20 protein-coding genes are annotated in these 17,676 nt (G+C 64.8%); 10 read left to right on the top strand and 10 right to left on the bottom strand.

Annotated features, from left to right (window positions below):
- The first annotated feature begins 58 nt into the window (after positions 1-58).
- On the top strand, positions 59-490 hold the full coding sequence (locus NKJ67_RS18175; protein ID WP_352582171.1) for a thiol-disulfide oxidoreductase DCC family protein: 432 nt from the start codon (positions 59-61) through the stop codon (positions 488-490).
- A 47-nt stretch (positions 491-537) separates the two neighbouring features.
- Here the strand turns inward: NKJ67_RS18175 and NKJ67_RS18180 are convergent, their stop codons facing one another.
- From NKJ67_RS18180 to NKJ67_RS18190, 3 genes are all read right to left on the bottom strand, one after another.
- Complete coding sequence (locus tag NKJ67_RS18180) at positions 538-921, bottom strand: DUF1850 domain-containing protein (protein ID WP_352582173.1); 384 nt, start codon at positions 919-921, stop codon at positions 538-540.
- The gene (locus NKJ67_RS18185) at positions 918-3,038 is read right to left on the bottom strand and encodes a TRAP transporter permease (protein ID WP_352582175.1); all 2,121 of its coding nucleotides are present in this window, start codon (positions 3,036-3,038) and stop codon (positions 918-920) included. Before NKJ67_RS18185 ends, NKJ67_RS18180 begins: the two co-directional genes overlap by 4 nt.
- A 233-nt stretch (positions 3,039-3,271) precedes the next feature.
- The gene (locus NKJ67_RS18190; protein ID WP_352582177.1) at positions 3,272-4,231 is read right to left on the bottom strand and encodes a TAXI family TRAP transporter solute-binding subunit; all 960 of its coding nucleotides are present in this window, start codon (positions 4,229-4,231) and stop codon (positions 3,272-3,274) included.
- A gap of 274 nt (positions 4,232-4,505) precedes the next feature.
- Between NKJ67_RS18190 and NKJ67_RS18195 the strand changes: the two genes are divergently transcribed.
- Positions 4,506-4,874 carry a YciI family protein gene (locus tag NKJ67_RS18195; RefSeq protein ID WP_292457134.1) on the top strand — a complete coding sequence of 123 codons (369 nt, stop codon included), beginning with the start codon at positions 4,506-4,508 and terminating at the stop codon, positions 4,872-4,874.
- A gap of 7 nt (positions 4,875-4,881) precedes the next feature.
- The gene (locus tag NKJ67_RS18200; protein ID WP_127382779.1) at positions 4,882-6,126 is read left to right on the top strand and encodes an RNA polymerase sigma factor; all 1,245 of its coding nucleotides are present in this window, start codon (positions 4,882-4,884) and stop codon (positions 6,124-6,126) included.
- Between the two features lie 3 nt (positions 6,127-6,129).
- Here NKJ67_RS18200 and NKJ67_RS18205 read toward each other — a convergent pair whose 3' ends face one another.
- The 6 genes from NKJ67_RS18205 to hrcA all read right to left on the bottom strand — a co-directional run bounded on the left by NKJ67_RS18205 (position 6,130) and on the right by hrcA (position 11,708).
- Positions 6,130-6,756 carry a glutathione S-transferase family protein gene (locus NKJ67_RS18205; RefSeq protein WP_352582179.1) on the bottom strand — a complete coding sequence of 209 codons (627 nt, stop codon included), beginning with the start codon at positions 6,754-6,756 and terminating at the stop codon, positions 6,130-6,132.
- Positions 6,757-6,886: 130 nt separating this feature from the next.
- Positions 6,887-7,867, bottom strand: coding sequence for a cysteine synthase A (gene cysK / locus NKJ67_RS18210; RefSeq protein ID WP_352582181.1), 981 nt, complete (start codon positions 7,865-7,867; stop codon positions 6,887-6,889).
- Positions 7,868-8,061: 194 nt separating this feature from the next.
- Complete coding sequence (locus tag NKJ67_RS18215; protein ID WP_352582183.1) at positions 8,062-8,679, bottom strand: LysE family translocator; 618 nt, start codon at positions 8,677-8,679, stop codon at positions 8,062-8,064.
- Positions 8,680-8,953: 274 nt separating this feature from the next.
- Complete coding sequence (locus NKJ67_RS18220) at positions 8,954-10,306, bottom strand: PQQ-dependent sugar dehydrogenase (protein WP_352582185.1); 1,353 nt, start codon at positions 10,304-10,306, stop codon at positions 8,954-8,956.
- A 97-nt stretch (positions 10,307-10,403) separates the two neighbouring features.
- A complete protein-coding gene (locus NKJ67_RS18225; RefSeq protein ID WP_023814156.1) occupies positions 10,404-10,601 on the bottom strand; it encodes a hypothetical protein in 198 nt (65 codons plus the stop codon).
- A 24-nt stretch (positions 10,602-10,625) separates the two neighbouring features.
- A complete protein-coding gene (hrcA, locus tag NKJ67_RS18230; protein WP_027040272.1) occupies positions 10,626-11,708 on the bottom strand; it encodes a heat-inducible transcriptional repressor HrcA in 1,083 nt (360 codons plus the stop codon).
- A gap of 198 nt (positions 11,709-11,906) precedes the next feature.
- On the opposite strand from hrcA, the gene rph reads away from it, so the two are divergent.
- The 5 genes from rph to NKJ67_RS18255 all read left to right on the top strand — a co-directional run bounded on the left by rph (position 11,907) and on the right by NKJ67_RS18255 (position 15,860).
- Positions 11,907-12,623 carry a ribonuclease PH gene (gene rph, locus NKJ67_RS18235; RefSeq protein ID WP_056585385.1) on the top strand — a complete coding sequence of 239 codons (717 nt, stop codon included), beginning with the start codon at positions 11,907-11,909 and terminating at the stop codon, positions 12,621-12,623.
- Positions 12,624-12,806: 183 nt separating this feature from the next.
- Positions 12,807-13,217, top strand: a complete 411-nt coding sequence (locus NKJ67_RS18240; RefSeq protein ID WP_352582188.1) for a VOC family protein — start codon at positions 12,807-12,809, stop codon at positions 13,215-13,217.
- Entirely contained in the window at positions 13,217-13,864 is a 648-nt protein-coding gene (rdgB, locus tag NKJ67_RS18245) for an RdgB/HAM1 family non-canonical purine NTP pyrophosphatase (RefSeq protein ID WP_127269531.1), read from the top strand. The genes NKJ67_RS18240 and rdgB overlap by 1 nt, the downstream gene beginning before the upstream one ends.
- Positions 13,861-15,024, top strand: a complete 1,164-nt coding sequence (hemW, locus tag NKJ67_RS18250; protein WP_352582190.1) for a radical SAM family heme chaperone HemW — start codon at positions 13,861-13,863, stop codon at positions 15,022-15,024. The genes rdgB and hemW overlap by 4 nt, the downstream gene beginning before the upstream one ends.
- A gap of 398 nt (positions 15,025-15,422) precedes the next feature.
- Entirely contained in the window at positions 15,423-15,860 is a 438-nt protein-coding gene (locus tag NKJ67_RS18255) for an EamA family transporter (protein WP_127269533.1), read from the top strand.
- A gap of 73 nt (positions 15,861-15,933) precedes the next feature.
- On the opposite strand, the gene NKJ67_RS18260 is transcribed toward NKJ67_RS18255, so the two are convergent.
- Positions 15,934-16,122 (bottom strand): hypothetical protein, encoded by a 189-nt coding sequence (locus tag NKJ67_RS18260; RefSeq protein WP_127269534.1) that lies wholly within the window; start codon positions 16,120-16,122, stop codon positions 15,934-15,936.
- A gap of 134 nt (positions 16,123-16,256) precedes the next feature.
- Here NKJ67_RS18260 and rsmI point away from each other — a divergent pair, with 134 nt between their 5' ends.
- Positions 16,257-17,183, top strand: coding sequence for a 16S rRNA (cytidine(1402)-2'-O)-methyltransferase (gene rsmI / locus NKJ67_RS18265; protein ID WP_352582193.1), 927 nt, complete (start codon positions 16,257-16,259; stop codon positions 17,181-17,183).
- Positions 17,176-17,553 (top strand): YraN family protein, encoded by a 378-nt coding sequence (locus NKJ67_RS18270; RefSeq protein WP_292337315.1) that lies wholly within the window; start codon positions 17,176-17,178, stop codon positions 17,551-17,553. Before rsmI ends, NKJ67_RS18270 begins: the two co-directional genes overlap by 8 nt.
- Positions 17,554-17,676 lie beyond the last annotated feature (123 nt).

A 17,676-nucleotide genomic window follows, 5' to 3' on the forward strand; every position in this document is an offset into this window, starting at 1 on the left:
CTTTGACGCCGCCCCCGGCTGGCTTAATCTCCCAGGGACATGAGCTGCCGAGGCCAGCGTGACCGACCTTCCCAGTCCTTCTCCGTTCGACGTCCATCATCCGCTGATCGTCTTCGATGGCGTCTGCGTGCTCTGCTCCGGCTTCGTGCGCATGGTGGTCAGGCTCGACCGCCAAGGCCGTTTCCGCTTCGCCACCGCGCAGTCGCCCTTCGGTGACGCGCTGTTCCGGAAGCATGGACTGCGCACGGACTCCTACGAAACCAACCTCGTCCTGATCGACGGCGTCGCCTTCACGCGCCTCGACAGTTTTGTCGCCGTCATGTCGGAACTCGGCTGGCCGTGGCGGGCGATGAAGGCTTTGCTGCTGCTGCCGCGCCCGCTACGCGACTGGCTCTATGATCGCGTTGCCAAGAACCGCTACGCGCTATTCGGCAGGAAGGATAGTTGCGACATTCCTTCTCCGGAGCTGCGCGAGCGGTTCCTTGGCTGAGGGTGTGGCTGCTGGAGAATGAGCCGCCGCTCACCGGCTTGATTATGCTACCGCGGCTGGCTCGTGCCGTCCGATCCGCACGGCTCCAGCGCGATTGTATCGCCGGCCGCCTTGCCGAGTTCCCGGCAGCCTTGGACCGAGCACAGCATCCAGCCTTCGCCGGTTGTGCCCGAGGCGGCGAGCACGACGCGCCGCTGTGGACCGACACCAGGCGCGTAGATCCACCAGCCATTCTTCAGCACCGCGTCTTCCGGAGGCTCCATGCCGGCGCCCGAGCCCTTGATCCGCGCCTCGATCAGCTGCAGGCCGGAAGGCGTGACCTTCCAGTCCTCCTGCCAGCGCGTCCGTTCCACCGAATGCGTCCAGGACAGCGTGAAGGCGGCGACGGAGAGCGTTACCGTCTTGCCAGCGGCCAGGATGCACAGGCTCATGTTCTGCCTGAAGCCCGCCGCGCACGAAAGCAGTGCCAGCCGATCCAGGCCAGCGCCAGCGCCCAGCCGGCCTCGTCGGTCAGCGGCACCGCGGCGACCAGCAGCACGCCGGCCGCGAAGGCGATGAGCCGTTCCCACAATGCCATGCGGCTGGCGAGGAAACCGACGGCGGCGGCACCCCACAGCACGATGCCCATGCACGCCTTGGCGACGATGTAGGCAACCTCGACCGGATAACCGAACTGGGCAGCGATCGGCCCGGCGTCCTGCAGCATCAGCGCTGGCGTGTAGACCGCCATGAATGGCACGACGAAGCCGGCAATGGCGAGTTTGGTCGCCTGGATGCCGATCTTCAGGCCACTTTCCTTGGCCATGGGTGCCGCGGCAAAGGCGGCCAGCGCCACTGGCGGCGTCAGATCGGCCATGATGCCGAAATAGAAGACGAACATGTGGCTGACCAGCAGCGGCACGCCAAGCTCGAGCAGCGCCGGCCCGGCCAGCGACGAGGTGATGATGTAGTTGGGAATGGTCGGGATGCCCATGCCGAGCACCAGGCAGGTGAGCATGGTCAGCAACAGCGACAGGAACAGATTGTTCTCGCCGATCGAGATGATCCAGCCGATGAAGGTCGAAGCGATGCCGGTCAGCGTCAGCGTGCCGATGACGATGCCGACGATGGCGCAGGCAATGCCGACCGGCAGTGCGTTCTTGGCGCCTTCGGCAAGCGAGTCGACACAGATTTGCAACGTCGCGCGGCCGCCCTTGAACGTGAAGCAGGCGACGACCAGTGCGGCGATCACCAGGCCGAGGAGATTGACGCCGAACTTCATGAACGAAGCGGCGGCAAGCCCGAGCGCGATCCAGAAGACGATGCGGAAGGCGAGCGGTCCGATCGCTGCTGCCAGCGGCGTGCCGAGGATGAGCACGATGGTCAGCGCCAGGCCCATCGTGCCGGCGAAGATCGGCGTGTAGCCGGCAAACAGCAGATAGATCAGCGCTGCCAGCGGTAGCACCAGCGGCCAGTGTTGCCGCACCGCGTCCCACGGGTTGGGCAGCTCGGCCTTGGCCATGCCGTGCAGGCCGGCCTTGCCGGCTTCCAGATGCACCTGCCAGAAGCAGGCGCCGAAATAGAGCAGCGCCGGGATGATCGCCGCCTTGACCACCTCGGCATAAGGCACGTTCAGCGTCTCGGCCATGATGAAGGCGACCGCGCCCATCACCGGCGGCATGATCTGGCCGCCCATCGAGGAGGTCGCCTCGACGGCTCCGGCAAAGGCCGAGCGGAAGCCGAAGCGCTTCATCAGCGGGATGGTGAACTGGCCGCTGGCCACCACATTGGCGACGCCCGAACCGGAAATGGTGCCCATCAGCGCCGACGACAGCACGCAGACCTGCGCCGGGCCGCCGCGCCATGTGCCGACAAGGCCCAGCGCGAAATCGTTGAACAGCGCGATCATGCCTGCGCGTTCGAGGAAGGCGGCAAAGACGACGAAGATGAAGATGTAGGCGGCCGAGACATAGATCGGCGTGCCGTATATGCCTTCGGTGCCGTAGGCGAAGGTGTCGACCAACTGGGCGAAATCATAGCCGCGATGGACGAGCGGCGGCGGCAGATGGTTGCCGAAAAAGCAGTAGGCGAGAAAGATGAGGGCGATGATCGCCAGCGGCAGGCCCATCAGCCGCCGCGCCGCCTCGAAGACCAGCACCACCAGCACCGCGCCGACGATGAGATCCGGCGTGGTCAGGAAGCCGGAGCGGCGAATGAGATCGGTGTAGAACACCCAATTGTACAGGCCGGTGCCGAAGCCGAGCGCCCCGAGCGCCCAGAACGCTGCTTTGGCCGGCATGCTCTTGGCGCGCAGATTGGCGATCAGGCCGAAGCCGAGCAGCAGCAGGAAGCCGACATGCATCGCCCGCACCACCTGGCTCGGAATGCTGCCATAGGCTGCGACATAAATCTGGAACACGGAAAAGGCGACGGCGATGAGAAAGGCGGCCTTGCCGGCAAGGCCGTCGCCGAAGCCCGGCGGCAGGCCTTCGACCTGTTCTTCGACGGCAGGCAGATGGAAGGTGGCGGGTTTGTTGTCGGGTGTTGTTCCAGACGTTGCTTCGCTCATCCGACGGTCTCCAGAAGGAGCGAAGTGTAGTGCGAGGCGCCCCCCTCTGTCCTGCCGGACATCTCCCCCTCAAGGGGGGAGATCAGCAGCATCCATGCCGGCGCTCGTCTTGCAACGTTGGCGATTGGCGAAAGGAGTGGTGTCGGCCAATCTCCCCCCTTGAGGGGGAGATGCCCGGCAGGGCAGAGGGGGGCGCTTGTCGAAGACATGTCTAGTTGCCGAGCCATGCTCTGCTACTTCAACAAGCCCTTCTCCTTGTAATACCGCTCGGCACCGGGGTGTAGCGGCACCGGCATGCCGTCGAGTGCCTTGGTCGGATCGATCGCCTTGGCAGCGGCATGCGCCGCGGCCAGCTGGTCGAGATGGTCGAACATCAGCTTGGTCATCTGATAGGCGGTTTCGTCGGGCACATCGGCGCGTGTGATGAGGAAATTGCCGACGGCGGCGGTGGCGACATCCTCGCTCTGGCCCTCATAGGTACCCTTGGGGATGACCACCGAAAGATAGGGCGAGCCGATCTTCGCAACATCCTCGGCCGGCACCGCCACGACATTGATCGGCACCGAGGTGGCGAGGTCGCGGATCGAGGCGACGCCGAGCCCGGCCGATTGCAGCGTGGCGTCGAGCTGGCGGTTCTTGATCAGCTCGACCGATTCCGCGAAGGGCAGATATTCGACCCGGCCGAGATCTTCATACTTCAGCCCGGCGGCGGCGAAGATGGCGCGTGCGTTGAGCTCGGTGCCGGATGCCGGCGCGCCGACCGACAGGCTCTTGCCCTTGAGATCGGCCAGCGTCTTGATGCCGGACTCCCGACTGGCGACGATCTGGATATAATTGGGATAGATGGCGGCGATGCCGCGCAATTTATCGAGCTTGCCGGGGAAACCGGCCTCGGCATTGCCTTCGGCGGCCAGCTTGACGGAATCGCCCAGCGCAAACGCGATCTCGCCCTTGCCCTGCTGCAGCAGATTGAGGTTTTCGACCGAAGCCTTGGTCGCCTGCACCTGGGTGCGGGCGCCTTCGATGCCCTTGCCGTAGATTTCCGACAGCGCCACACCGAGCGGATAATAGACGCCGGATGTGCCGCCGGTCAGCACATTGATGAATTCCTGCGCCTTGGCTGAGACAGAGCCAAGACCAAGCGAGAGCGCCACGGCGCCGGCCGCAACAAATTTCGTTCTGAAATGCAACATCTGATCTCCTCCCTGGAATATCGACGACCGCACCGCCTCCCTGGATGCGAACCGGGGCGAGTGTAGACAGCGGGCCGCAAATGCCAACCCGCAATTGTGCTCGTTAGACGAACGGTTGAGGGATCAGGGTGACGGATCCGGAAAGAGATGGCGGCTTGCGCTAAAAGCCATCGGAGCCGAAAGTTTTTTCGAGCGGCCTGTCGAAATCGGATGCTGCCGCGCGACATACGTCCGGCTCGCAACGAAGCGGCCTTCGAAACAACGGGAGAAGACCATGCGATACATGATTTTGATCTATGCCGACGAAGCCGCGATGGCGAATGCCCCGGCCGAGGCGACCTACCAGATGAGTGCCGCCTATGGCGCCTATACCGAAGCCCTGAAGAAATCCGGCGCGTGGCTGGCCGGTGACCGGCTGCGCCCGAGTCAGGCGACCACCTCGGTTCGGGTGGCCGATGGCAAGACCAACGTCCTCGATGGCCCCTATGCCGACACCAAGGAGCAGCTTGCAGGCTTCTACATGATCGAGGCCGCGGATGCCGACGCCGCGATCGCCTGGGCGGCGCGCTGCCCGGCGGCCAGCGCCGGCACTGTCGAGCTGCGGCCGATCTGGGAACTGACCGAGTACCTGTCTGAGAAATGACGATGTGATGGACAGTCGCTCCGAGACCGCCCGGGCGGCCGCCGAGGCTGCCGCCCGGCAGAGCTACGGCAAGCTGGTCGCCTGGCTCGCTGCGCGCACGCGCGACGTGGCCGCCGCCGAGGACGCGCTGGCCGATGCCTTTGCCGCCGCCCTCGAGCGCTGGCCGCGAACCGGCGTGCCGGAAAAGCCGGAAGCCTGGCTGCTGGCGGTGGCGCGGCGGCGCCGTGTCGATGCGGTGCGGCGGCGGCTCACCAGCGAGGCCGGTCGCGAGCATCTCAAGCTGATTGCGCAGGAGGCGGAGGCACGCATGACCGAGGAAGACCTGCCCGACGATCGGCTGCGGCTGATGTTCGCTTGCGCCCATCCGGCGATCGAATCGAGCGTGCGTTCGCCGCTCATTCTGCAGACGGTGCTGGGGTTCGACGCCGCGACGATCGCCTCCGCCTTCCTGGTCTCCCCCGCAACCATGGGCCAGCGCCTGGTGCGGGCCAAGAGCCGCATCCGTGAAACCGGCATTCCGTTCCGCGTGCCGGAGCGGGCCGAACTCGGCGAAAGGCTGGACGCGGTGCTGGAGGCGATCTATGCCGCCTTCGCCGAAGGCTGGTCCGATCCGGCCGGCACCGAAACGCGGCGCCGCAACCTGGCGACCGAAGGCATCTGGCTCGGCCGGCTGGTGGCCTCGCTGATGCCGGAGGAACCGGAGGCACTGGGCCTGTTGTCGCTGATGCTGTTTGCCGAGTCTCGCCGCGCCGCACGGCGCAGCGCCGAAGGCGACTTCGTGCCGTTGGCGGAGCAGGATTGCCTTCTATGGGACCGTGCCCTCATCGACGAGGCGGAAGCGCTGCTTTCCCACGCAGCGGCCAAGGGCGTCATCGGCCGCTACCAGCTTGAGGCGGCCGTGCAGTCCGCGCATGCGGCACGAAGGCTCACCGGCCGCACCGACTGGGTGGCAATCCAGGAACTCTACGACGCGCTGCTTTCGATCGCAGGATCGCCGGTGGTGGCGATAAACCGCGCGGTGGCGATCGCCGAGGCCGAGGGCGCAGTGGCCGGATTGGCGGCTCTTTACGTGCTGGGCGACGACAAGCGGCTTGACGAGTACCAGCCCTATTGGGCCGCACGCGCCGGTCTCCTGGCCAGGCTTGGTCAGGTACCGCAAGCCTGCGAAGCCTATGACCGGGCGATCGGCCTCGAGCGCGACCCGGCGGTGCGCCGGTTCCTGCAAGGAAAAAGAGCGGTGCTCAGAAATTGAGCTTCAGCCCGGCCACATCTCGTGCGAGGTGTTGAGCGTCTTCATCAGCGGATGGTCGCGCAGCCGCGCCCACAGGCGTTCGATGTTCGGCCATGCCGTCCGCGCGCTGTCGATGTCGGGATACCAGGCCACCAGCATGACCAGATAGATGTCGGCCAGCGACATCCGGTCACCGACCAGCCAGTCGCGGCCTTCGAGCGCGGCATCGATAACGGCAAAGCCGCGGTCCATCTCGGCCACGGCCGCCTGCTTGACCGCCTTGGTGCCTTCGGGATCGGCAGTGTAGCGGTATGCGTAGTAGAAACGCAGCACCGCCGAATAGAGCACAGACGACATAAAGGCCATCCAGCGCAGGAAATCCGCGCGGGCAGGCGCTTCTGCTCCCGGCGCCAAATTGGCGTCGGGGTGGCGCTCGGCAAGCACGATGCAGATCGCCGCCGATTCGGTCATCGAGCTTCCGTCGGGCAAGGTCAGCACCGGCACCTGGTTCAACGGACTGATGTCGAGGAAGGCGGGATCGGGCCGGTCGGTCTTCGGCACGTCGATCTGCTCAAATGGTACATTGGCCAGCGCCAGCGCCGCCTCGACCACGAAGCCACCGCTGCCGGGACGGGTATAAAGCTTGTACATAAATTCTCCCCCGGCCTGCGCAAAGCAGGCCGGGGGAGATATGAACCGGAAGCGGTGTGGCGCTCAAGCCGCCGATGGCGGCCACGGGCGTTTTTTCAGCGGGCCAGCTTGGTCGCGAAGAAGCGCCGGACTACGATCCCAGCCCCTCGAACAGGATTGTCGACAGGTAACGCTCAGCGAAGGACGGGATAACCACCACAAGGTTCTTGCCCTTGTTCTCCGGCCGCGAGCCGACGACGATGGCCGCCTGCAGGGCGGCGCCCGAAGAGATGCCGACCGGCACGCCTTCGAGGCGGGCGACGAGGCGGGCATTGGCCACGGAATCCTCGTTCGACACTTTGACGATCTCGTCATAGATCGTCGTGTCGAGGATTTTGGGCGCAAAGCCGGCGCCGATGCCCTGGATCTTGTGCGGGCCGGGCTGGCCGCCCGACAGAACAGGCGAGGAGTCCGGCTCGACGGCGACGACATGCACGGAGGGCTTGCGCTTCTTCAGCACCTGGCCGACGCCGGTGATGGTGCCGCCGGTACCGATGCCGGCGACGAAGATGTCGACCTCGCCATGCGTATCGTTCCAGATTTCCTCGGCCGTCGTCGTGCGATGGATTTCTGGATTGGCCGGGTTCTCGAACTGCTGCGGGATGATCGCGTTGGGGATCGTCGCTGCCAGTTCGTCGGCCTTGGCGATGGCGCCCTTCATACCTTTCGGGCCTTCTGTCAGCACCAGCTCGGCGCCCAGCAGCGCCAGCATTTTCCGGCGCTCGATCGACATCGTTTCGGGCATCGTCAGGATCAGCTTGTAGCCCTTGGCGGCAGCGGCGAAGGCAAGCGCAATGCCGGTGTTGCCCGACGTCGGTTCGATCAGCGTGGTCTTGCCGGGAGAGATCTTGCCCGACGCCTCCAGCGCCTCGATCATCGCCACGCCGATGCGGTCCTTGACCGAGGCGATCGGATTGAAGAATTCGAGCTTGGCGATGAGATTGGCGACGATGCCCTTTTCCCGGGCGAACTTGTCGAGCCGCACCAGGGGCGTATCGCCGATCGTGTCGGTGATGGAATCGTAGACGCGGCCGCGGCCGGGCACGCAGGCTGATGTGGCGGGCTTCTTCATTTGTTTCGCTCCCAGAACTTCAGGCGAGTAAGGATTTCAGGCAAGTGGAATTGCAGGCAAGATAGGACCTTCGACCGTGCAAGATAGACTGTCGATTGAAAATATCCGAGTGGGACCTGTGTCTAAAACAGTGCCGTCTCGGAAAAGCATTTCCCGCAAAGGCCTGTTTGCGAAATGCTTTGGCCGAAAGCTCGCTATTGGCGGGCGGCAATCGCTGCAGCAGCACCGACCATGAAGCCGGCAGCCGTGCGGTTCAGCGCCTTGAGCGCGCGCGGAGATTTCAGGAACCAGCGCGCCTTGGCAGCCAGCGCAAGATACGGCACCAGCACCACCAACAGCACGACAACGGTCAGCGCGACGAGGATACCATAGTCTGCCAGCGTGATGGTTTTCAGGTCGACGATGGTCGGCGTGATGGCGAGATAGAAGATCATCGTCTTCGGATTGCCGAGCGTGACAGTCAGGCCGGCGGCAAAGCTCGACAGCAATCCCGCCCTGCCCGTTTGGGCTTCGACGGTCTCGGACGTGATGCCGCTGTTCCAGAAGCGCCAGCCGAGGAAGGCGAGATAGGCGACGCCGAGCCATTTGATGGCGAGGACAACCATGCCGAAACTCTGTGCGACGAAGGCGAGGCCGAGCACCACGGCGGTCAGGTAGGTGATGTCGCCCACCATCAGGCCAAACGACATCGCCAGCGACGAGCGGAAGCCGGAGCCGAGCGCACGCGCGACCAGCGCGGTGATGCCGGGACCAGGGATCGCGGCTGCGATGCCGAGGGCGGCGCTGTAGGCGAGGAATCCGGTAAGGGTCATGGCATTCGTCTCAGATCAGAATGCCTTGTCGCATGGGACCGGCTAAGATTGAATTCCCTGGGGTCGGATTCTATTGCACCAGATATCGGGGGCCTCGCCTCACGAAGCCCCCTCATCCGGCCGCTTCGCGGCCACCTTCTCCCCGCTGGGGAGAAGAGACGAGCACGGGCCCGCCTACCTCCTCTACCCGCCGGGGAGAGGTCGGATTGTCCCGAATTGCTCTTCGCAATTCGGTTGGCAATCCGGGTGAGGGGGCCTGCGCTACCCGAGCAGATCAGGAGCGACCGTCGCCATGGGTGACACGCCAGATGGTGCCGTTGCCGTCCTCGCTGACGATCAGCGCGCCGTCGTTCGCCACCGCTACGCCGACCGGCCGGCCCCAGACCTCGCCGTTGGAGACGACGAAGCCGGTGATGAAATCCTCATATTCGCCGGTCGGCTTGCCGTCCTTGAACAGCAATCGCACCACCTTGTAGCCGGTCCGGTTGCCGCGGTTCCATGAACCGTGCAGAGCGACGAAAGCATCGCCCTTGTATTCGGCCGGAAAGCTCTTCCCTTCGTAGAAGGCGATGTTGAGCGGAGCCGAATGCGCCTGCATCAGCACATCGGGAACGGTCGTTTTGCCGGCAAGATCGGGGCGCTCACCCTTGTGGCGCGGATCCTCATTGTCGCCGATATAGTACCAGGGCCAGCCATAGAAGGCGCCCTCCTTGACCACGGTTGCGTATTCGGGCGGCACATTGTCGCCAAGCGCATCGCGTTCGTTGACGACGCACCACAGCGCGCCGGTCGCCGGCTGCACGGTCATGCCCGAGCAGTTGCGCAGGCCGGTGGCAAGGATGCGGCCGTTCTTGCCATCGGGATCGAAGGCTAGGACGCCGGCGCGGCCGTCCTCGGATCCCCATGTGGCGCCGAGCGGCTGCGATTTCGCCCAGGCATCGAGGCCGCCCTTCGGTTCCTTGCCCATGCGCTCGGCGACATTCGATCCCGAGCCGACCGACAGATAAAGCGTCTTGCCATCCGGCGAGAAGGCGATGTCGCGGGTCCAGTGATGATTGGCCGGGATGTTGCCGACGATGGTTTCCGGATCGCCGGAGGCCTTCAGGTCGCCATTGCGGTAGGCAAAGCGCACGATGCTGTCGCTATTGGCGACATAGACCCATTGCGGGTCAGCGCCCGGCGGATAGAAGGCAATGCCATAGGGCCGTTTGAGACTGCCGGCAAAGATGCCGTCCTGCACAGGGCTCGCACCGCCTTCGGCGAGGCGATAGATGCGGACCTGGTTGGCTTTGCTGTCGGCGACGAACAGGTCGCCGTTCGGCGCGACGCGCACGACGCGTGGATTGTCGATGCCCGATGCAACCAGCTCAGCCGAGAACCCCGGCGGCAGTTGCAGCTTCGCGTCTGCCGGCATGTCCGCAACGCCGGCGCTGTTAGAGGTCGATCTGTTGGCATAGGGCTTAGGCAGATCATCCGGTTCGATCAGGCGGCGTGTGCCCGGCTTGTCCGCTCGCCAGTCACCGAAGGCGTCCGCGCCTTTCAGCACGGGCTCGTCCGCCTGCTGGGCGAATGAAGCGGTCGAGAGAAACAGTGCGGCGGAAAGTGCGGGGCCGGCAAAACGCATCATTCGGTCCTCCAATGTTTGGCGTGAAAACAGGAACGACCGGTTTCGTCGATCGTTCCACGGCACATGATGAGGTGAAGGAAGCTCCCGGTTTCCCGTTTCAGGTCCCGGCGGCGTAGAAATCGTCGTCGAGGCGTTTTTCCAGCTCGACGAGATCGGCCGGCAGCGGCAGGCCCATGGCGCGCATTTCCTGCAGTTTTTCGCGCAACTGCTCCTGGATCTCGTGCTGGTCTTCCGGCTGGTTGACCATCTCCTCCAGCAGGAGGCTGATCCGGGCCTTGAATTCTTCGAGCGCCATCATCGTCTCCTCGGTTGGATCAGCTCAGCGCAGCATGCGGGAAATCAGCTGCGCCGTATAGTCGACCATTGGGACGATGCGCGCGTAGTTCAGCCGGGTCGGGCCGATGACGCCGAGCGCGCCGACGACGCGGGCATCCTTGTCGCGATAAGGCGCCACCACCAGCGACGAGCCCGACAGCGAAAACAGCTTGTTTTCCGAGCCGATGAAGATGCGCACGCCCGAGCCTTCCTCGGCGAGGTCGAGCAGCTGGATAAGCCCGTCCTGCGTCTCCATGTCCTCGAACAGATGGCGCAGCAGTTCGATGTCGGCCTGGGCGGTGACGTTTTCGAGCAGATTGGCGCGCCCGCGCACGATGAGCCGTGCCGGCAGGCCGCTATCGGCGCCGGCCCACACCGCCAGCCCCTTCTCGACCAGGTCCTGCGACAGCGTGTCGAGCGCGGCCCTGGTTTCTTCCTTGATGCGGGCGATCTCGATCCGCGCCTCGGCCAGCGTGCGGCCGCGTATATGGGCGTTGAGGAAATTCGAGGCCTCGTGCAGTTGCGAGACGGTGATGCCGGCGGGCAGCTCGACAACGCGGTTTTCGACGTCGCCATTCTGCGACACCAGCACCGCCAGCGCCTTGGTCGGTTCGAGCTGGATGAATTCGATGTGCTTCAGCGCCACCTCGTTCTTGGCGGCCAGCACCAGGCCGGCGCCGCGCGACATGCCCGACAGCATCTGGCTGGCCTCGGTCAGCATGTGTTCCAGCGTCGCGCCCGAGCCGGACGCCCGCACCTGTGCCTCGATGGCGCGGCGCTCCTCGTCGGAAAGATCGCCAAGCTCCATGAAGGCATCGACGAAGAAACGCAGGCCGGCCTGCGTCGGCAGCCGGCCGGCCGAAATGTGCGGCGCGTAGATCAGGCCGAGATGCTCGAGGTCGCTCATGACGTTGCGGATGGTGGCCGGCGACAGCGAAGACGGCAGGATGCGCGACAGGCTGCGCGAGCCCACGGGTTCGCCGTCCCTTAGATAGGAGTCGACGATACGCCGGAAGATGTCGCGCGAACGCATGTCGAGCGACTGGAGCGCGGGCGACTGCGAAGCGGGATCGACTGCCTTGGTCATACGGCCAAAAACCTCCGGCCCAAGGATACAGACTCACACTGCACCCGCGCAACCCGGTGTCTGTGTGAGATCACCCGGTGTTTTGGTGAGATCACCCGGTGTCTGAGTCCGATCGTCAGGCCATTTTCCTTTGCGCCACGGGGCCCATGCGGTTACAAGCCGGCCAAGATTCCGAAAAATGACAAGAAAGCAGCCTGAATGCGCCCTTCCAAACGCCAATTCGACGAAATGCGTGCCATCTCCTTCGAGCGCGGCGTCTCCAAGCATGCCGAAGGCTCATGCCTGGTGAAGTTCGGCGACACGCATGTCCTGTGCACGGCCAGCCTCGAAGAGAAGGTGCCGGGCTGGATGCGCAATTCGGGCAAGGGCTGGGTGACGGCGGAATACGGCATGCTGCCGCGCTCGACCGGCGAGCGCATGCGCCGCGAGGCTTCGGCTGGCAAGCAGGGCGGCCGCACGCTGGAAATCCAGCGGCTGATCGGCCGCTCCCTGCGCGCCGTGGTTGATCTGCAGGCGCTGGGCGAGCAGCAGATCACCGTCGACTGCGACGTCATCCAGGCCGATGGCGGCACCCGCACCGCCTCGATCACCGGCGGCTGGGTGGCGCTGTATGACTGCCTGCGCTGGATGGAAGCGCGCCAGATGGCCAGCGTCGCCAAGGTGCTGAAGGACCATGTCGCGGCGATCTCCTGCGGCATCCATGACGGCCAGCCGGTCATCGACCTCGACTATATCGAGGATTCTTCGGCCGGCACCGACGCCAATTTCGTCATGACCGGCAAGGGCGGCATCGTCGAGATCCAGGGCACCGCCGAGGGCGAGCCCTTTTCGGAAGAGCAGTTCGCGGACTTGATGGGTCTGGCCAAGAAGGGCATCCAGAGGTTGGTGAGTTTGCAGCAGATGGCGGTGGCTTAGTTTTTCGATGCCGAATTTGAGCGCCCCCCTCTGGCCTGCCGGCCATCTCCCCCTCAAGTGGGGAGATTGGCGACTTCTGCGTTGTCGCGCACCCTGCAACGCCGGAGATTGGCGAATACCGAAATGGCATCCGATCTCCCCACTTGAGGGGGAGATGGCCGGCAGGCCAGAGGGGGGCGCCTCGTGACACCCTCCGCGATCCTGGAATCGGCCCTCTACGTCACAGACCTGACCGCCGCGGAAACGTTCTACACCGACATCCTCGGCCTTACCCTGCTCGGCAAGGTCGACGGTCGCCACCTGTTCTTCCGCTGCGGACCGGGCGTGCTGCTCGTCTTCAACGCCGAGGCGACTAAAATCCCGCCGGCGCCTGACGCAAGGCTGCCGGTGCCGCCGCATGGCACGGTCGGCGAGGGCCATCTGTGCTTTGCTGCGACCGCCGATGAAATCGTCGGCTGGAAAGCGCATCTCGCGGCGAAGAAGATCGCCATCGAAAGCGAATTCGAGTGGCCGCAGGGCGGCCGTTCGATCTATATACGCGACCCCTCGGGCAATTCGATCGAATTTGCCGAGCCACGAATCTGGGGCCTTTGATGCATTCTCTTGATGGCAAGAAGATCGTCGTCGCCAGCCACAATGAAGGCAAGCTGCGCGAATTCGCGGACCTGATGGGGCCGTTCGGCTTCGAAGCGAAGTCGGCCAAGGAGTATGGCCTGCCGGAGCCGGATGAGACCGGCACCACTTTCGAGGAGAACGCCTACATCAAGGCGCTCGCCGCCGCCAAGGCGACCGGCCTGCCGGCGCTGTCGGACGATTCCGGCCTATGCGTCGACGCGCTTGATGGCGCGCCCGGCGTCTACACCGCCAACTGGGCCGAAACCCCGGATGGCAGCAGAGATTTCGGCATGGCCATGCAACGCACCGAAGTGGCATTGCAGGAAGTGGGAGCGGCCTTGCCGCAACAGCGCAAGGGACGCTTCGTCGCCGTCATCTGCCTGGCGTTTCCCGACGGCGAGGCCGAATATTATCGCGGCGAGGCCGAGGGCACGCTGGTCTGGCCACCGCGCGGCGAACTCGGCTTCGGTTACGACCCGGTCTTCCTCCCCGACGGCTTCGAAAAGACCTTCGGCGAAATGAGCGCTGAGGAAAAACACGGCTGGAGGCCCGGCCAGCCGACGGCGCTGTCGCACCGCGCCCGCGCTTTCCAGAAGTTCGCTAAAGCGAGATTGGGCTCGGCATGAGCATGCTGCTCGACCGGACGCCCGGCTTCGGCGTCTATGTCCACTGGCCATTCTGCGCGGCCAAGTGCCCCTATTGCGACTTCAACAGCCATGTCCGCCACCAGCCGGTCGATCAGGACCGCTTTGCCGCCGCCTTCGAGGCCGAGCTGGCGACGATGCGCGAACGCACCGGGCCGCGCGAGGTGACCAGCGTTTTTCTCGGCGGCGGCACGCCGTCGCTGATGAAGCCGGAAACCGTGGCCAGGGTTCTTGACGCCGTGGCGAAGAGCTGGACTGTGCCTGACGGCATCGAGGTGACGCTGGAGGCCAATCCGTCCTCGGTCGAGGCCGAACGCTTTCGCGGCTACCGGGCAGCCGGCGTCAACCGCGTGTCGCTCGGCGTGCAGGCGCTGAATGACAAGGATTTGCGCTTCCTCGGCCGGTTGCACAATGTCGAAGAGGCCCTGCACGCCATCGGCCTCGCGCGGGAAATATTCCCAAGGCTGTCCTTCGACCTCATCTACGCCCGCCCCGGTCAGACGCCTGAGGCCTGGGCATCGGAGCTGGAACAGGCGATCGGCCATGCCGCCGACCATCTGTCGCTCTACCAGCTGACCATCGAGGAAGGCACGCCCTTCCACGCCCTGCATGCGGCGAAGAAATTCATCATTCCCGACAATGACCACGCCGCCGACCTCTATGCGCTGACGCAGGAGATCACCACGGCGCATGGTTTGCCGGCTTACGAGATTTCCAATCACGCAAGGCCGGGTGCCGAGAGCCGGCACAACCTCACCTATTGGCGCTATGGCGAATATGTCGGGGTCGGGCCGGGCGCGCATGGCCGCTTCGTCGAGCATGGCCGCCGCACGGTGACGATCGCCGAGCGGATGCCGGAAACCTGGGCCAATCTGGTCGAGGCCAAGGGCCATGGCGTCACCGGCGGCGAAATCCTGACGCGTTCGGAAGAGGCCGACGAATTCCTGCTGATGGGCCTGCGGCTCGCCGAAGGCATCGACCTCTCCCGCTACGAGGCGTTCTCCGGACGCGGCCTGTCGTCAGCACGGCTGTCGATGCTGCAGGGAGAGGGGCTGGTGGCGCCGATCGGCAATGCGCGCCTGCGCGCCACGGCCGCCGGCATGATCGTGCTCGACGCCGTGGTCGCCGATCTGGCGCGGTAGGCAGGTAGCTTTGCCTGCGCCAAGCTCCTCCCGCCTCGTCATCCACGGGCGGAGCGACGCGAAGCGGCGCGCAGACCCGAGGATCCATGCCGCGACGGCTGCTGCGGGGCGTCACGGTCCAGAATGGGCATGCCTGCTCTGCCACTTGTCCCGTCAAACAATAGATTTCGTTGCCGGCGCATCTTCTCCACGCCAGCTTTCCAAATTCTGCACCGTAGCGAAATTCAGAAGTCACGGAATGGATCCTCGGGTCTTCGCGACGTCGCTTCGCTCCTGCTCCGCCCGTGGATGACGAAGGTGGGGAAGCCTCGTCCAATCTCCGAAGCTTAGGATTACACTTCTGAAGGCACGCGTTTCACGGTATCTCGGTTGAGACCTCATCCGCAAAGGCCACCGGCATGAACCTGACCGTATCCTCCTGGCAATTCTGGGCATTGCTCTCAGCTGCGTTCGCTGCCCTGACGGCGATCTTCGCCAAGGTTGGCATCGAGAACATCAATTCCGATTTCGCCACCTTCATCCGCACGGTCATCATCCTGATCGTGCTCGGTGCCATCCTGCTTGCCAGCGGCCAGTTCCAGTCGCCGGCCACGATCTCGGCAAAGACTTGGGCTTTCCTAGGCCTGTCCGGTCTGGCGACCGGCGCGTCATGGCTCTGCTACTTTCGCGCCCTGAAGATCGGCAATGCGGCGCAGGTGGCGCCGATCGACAAGCTAAGCGTCGTGCTTGTGGCGGTGTTTGGCGCGGCCTTTCTCGGCGAGCGGTTGTCCGGAGCGAATTGGCTTGGCGTCGCTCTTATCGCGGCGGGCGCGGTGCTGGTCGCCTATCGAGGCTAGTTGCGCGCCGTTGCGGGCATTCTTTGTTTCAAGACGGGTGATGAAGATATCGAAGCGATTGGGCATCGTCCGGTCAGTGCTCCGTCGTGCTATCGGGTTTGTTGTCGGAAAGCCTGACGTTGGTCGGCAAAGCGCTCACGGCTCGCTCTTTGGCCAGGCTGTGCTCGGTCTTGGCAGATAGGCGCTTGTCCCTGGGCGCGGCACCGCGCTTGCGGCCGGCATAGTAGGGCTCGAAAGCGTCCTGTATCTTCAGGCTGTCCATCCTGTCCTCCTCCGGAATCAGGGGGCTAATCTGCCAACGCCGGTTTGGTTCCCCACTGTGGCAAAGGAAAGGCGAATTCCTTACATCGGCGTCAGCTTTTGCAAGCCCGCGTCAGCCGTGCCAAACAGGGCTGAATGGAGAAGTCATCGGTGACCGCAGAGACGAGCAAGCGCAGCTATGTGGTAGGGCAGACCGAGATCGCGGCACGGCCATTGGAGCCGGCGCTCTATCTGGTGGCGACGCCGATCGGCAATCTCGCCGACATCACGCTGCGCGCGTTGGAGACGCTGGCCGCCGCCGACATCGTCGCCTGCGAAGACACGCGGGTGTCGCGCGTGCTGCTCGACCGCTACGGCATTCGCCGCCGCACCACGGCCTATCATGAACACAATGCCGGCGAGGCCGGGCCGAAGCTGATCGCGGCTCTGCAGGCCGGACACAGCGTGGCGCTGATCTCGGATGCCGGCACGCCTCTGGTGTCCGATCCCGGCTACCGGCTGGTCGGCGAGGCGCTCGACCACGGCATTCGCGTCGTGCCGATCCCCGGCCCGTCGGCGCCGCTTGCGGCGCTGACCGCATCCGGCCTGCCCTCAGATGCCTTCCTGTTCGCCGGATTCTTGCCGGTAAAAACAGGACAGCGGCTGACGCGGCTGGAAGCACTGAAGGCCGTGCCGGCGACGCTCATCTTCTTCGAATCGCCGCGCCGGCTGGCTGACTCCCTGGCTGCCATGGTCGAGGCCCTCGGCGGCGAGCGCAAGGCCGCTATCGGCAGGGAATTGACCAAGACCTTCGAGGAGATGCGAACCGGCACGCTGCAGGCGTTGGCCGACCACTATGCGGCGGCCGATACGCCGAAGGGCGAGATCGTCGTCTGCGTCGGCCCGGCCGAGGCCAAGGCCGACGAGCCGGCCGATATCGACCGCCTGCTTTTGTCGCTCGCCGCCGAGATGCCGGCTTCCAAGGCGGCGGCGGAAGCCGCGAAAATGACCGGCGGCCAGAAACAGGCGCTCTATCGTCGTCTGCTGGAACTTAAGGATGCCTCCGGAGAGGATGGTGGCTGAGCGCCCGAGCGCCAGCCGTCAAAAAGCCTATCGGCGCGGCCATCGCGGCGAATGGCTGGCGGCTGCGGCGCTGATGTTGAAGGGCTATCGCATTCTCGCCCGCCGCCATCGCACGCGCTTCGGCGAGATCGACCTGATCGCGCGGCGCGGCGACCTTGTGCTGTTCGTCGAGGTCAAGGCGCGCCGCACGCTGATGGAAGCCATGGAGGCGATCGGTCACGAATCGGAACGTCGCATAGAAGGCGCGGCTGACATCTGGCTGTCGCGCCAAGCGGACTACGGCAGGCTGTCGATGCGCTTCGACATGGTCGCGGTGCTGCCCTGGCGCTGGCCGGTGCATGTCGAGAACGCGTTTTACGGGAGGAGTTGAGTTGCTCGCCCTTCGCTGGCTCCCTGCCCTTCGGGCGTTCAGTCCCTTCAAAAGGTCCACCGGACCTTTTGATCCGCCCGAAGGCGAACCGGGCCTTCACCGTTCGTCGTTCGGAAAGCCAAG

Source organism: Mesorhizobium sp. M0088 (assembly GCF_040322895.1).
Classification (GTDB): domain Bacteria; phylum Pseudomonadota; class Alphaproteobacteria; order Rhizobiales; family Rhizobiaceae; genus Mesorhizobium.

Excerpts from the sequence above, each read along its gene's own strand:
- NKJ67_RS18180 (WP_352582173.1), bottom strand. The coding sequence starts at position 921 with ATGAGCCTGTGCATCCTGGCCGCTGGCAAGACGGTAACGCTCTCCGTC.
- NKJ67_RS18220 (WP_352582185.1), bottom strand. The coding sequence starts at position 10,306 with ATGATGCGTTTTGCCGGCCCCGCACTTTCCGCCGCACTGTTTCTCTCG.
- NKJ67_RS18195 (WP_292457134.1), top strand. The coding sequence starts at position 4,506 with ATGCGATACATGATTTTGATCTATGCCGACGAAGCCGCGATGGCGAAT.
- NKJ67_RS18185 (WP_352582175.1), bottom strand. The coding sequence starts at position 3,038 with ATGAGCGAAGCAACGTCTGGAACAACACCCGACAACAAACCCGCCACC.
- rdgB (WP_127269531.1), top strand. The coding sequence starts at position 13,217 with ATGCATTCTCTTGATGGCAAGAAGATCGTCGTCGCCAGCCACAATGAA.
- hemW (WP_352582190.1), top strand. The coding sequence starts at position 13,861 with ATGAGCATGCTGCTCGACCGGACGCCCGGCTTCGGCGTCTATGTCCAC.
- NKJ67_RS18260 (WP_127269534.1), bottom strand. The coding sequence starts at position 16,122 with ATGGACAGCCTGAAGATACAGGACGCTTTCGAGCCCTACTATGCCGGC.
- NKJ67_RS18255 (WP_127269533.1), top strand. The coding sequence starts at position 15,423 with ATGAACCTGACCGTATCCTCCTGGCAATTCTGGGCATTGCTCTCAGCT.
- NKJ67_RS18215 (WP_352582183.1), bottom strand. The coding sequence starts at position 8,679 with ATGACCCTTACCGGATTCCTCGCCTACAGCGCCGCCCTCGGCATCGCA.
- cysK (WP_352582181.1), bottom strand. The coding sequence starts at position 7,867 with ATGAAGAAGCCCGCCACATCAGCCTGCGTGCCCGGCCGCGGCCGCGTC.
- rsmI (WP_352582193.1), top strand. The coding sequence starts at position 16,257 with ATGGAGAAGTCATCGGTGACCGCAGAGACGAGCAAGCGCAGCTATGTG.
- NKJ67_RS18190 (WP_352582177.1), bottom strand. The coding sequence starts at position 4,231 with ATGTTGCATTTCAGAACGAAATTTGTTGCGGCCGGCGCCGTGGCGCTC.
- NKJ67_RS18225 (WP_023814156.1), bottom strand. The coding sequence starts at position 10,601 with ATGGCGCTCGAAGAATTCAAGGCCCGGATCAGCCTCCTGCTGGAGGAG.
- rph (WP_056585385.1), top strand. The coding sequence starts at position 11,907 with ATGCGCCCTTCCAAACGCCAATTCGACGAAATGCGTGCCATCTCCTTC.
- NKJ67_RS18205 (WP_352582179.1), bottom strand. The coding sequence starts at position 6,756 with ATGTACAAGCTTTATACCCGTCCCGGCAGCGGTGGCTTCGTGGTCGAG.
- NKJ67_RS18200 (WP_127382779.1), top strand. The coding sequence starts at position 4,882 with ATGGACAGTCGCTCCGAGACCGCCCGGGCGGCCGCCGAGGCTGCCGCC.
- hrcA (WP_027040272.1), bottom strand. The coding sequence starts at position 11,708 with ATGACCAAGGCAGTCGATCCCGCTTCGCAGTCGCCCGCGCTCCAGTCG.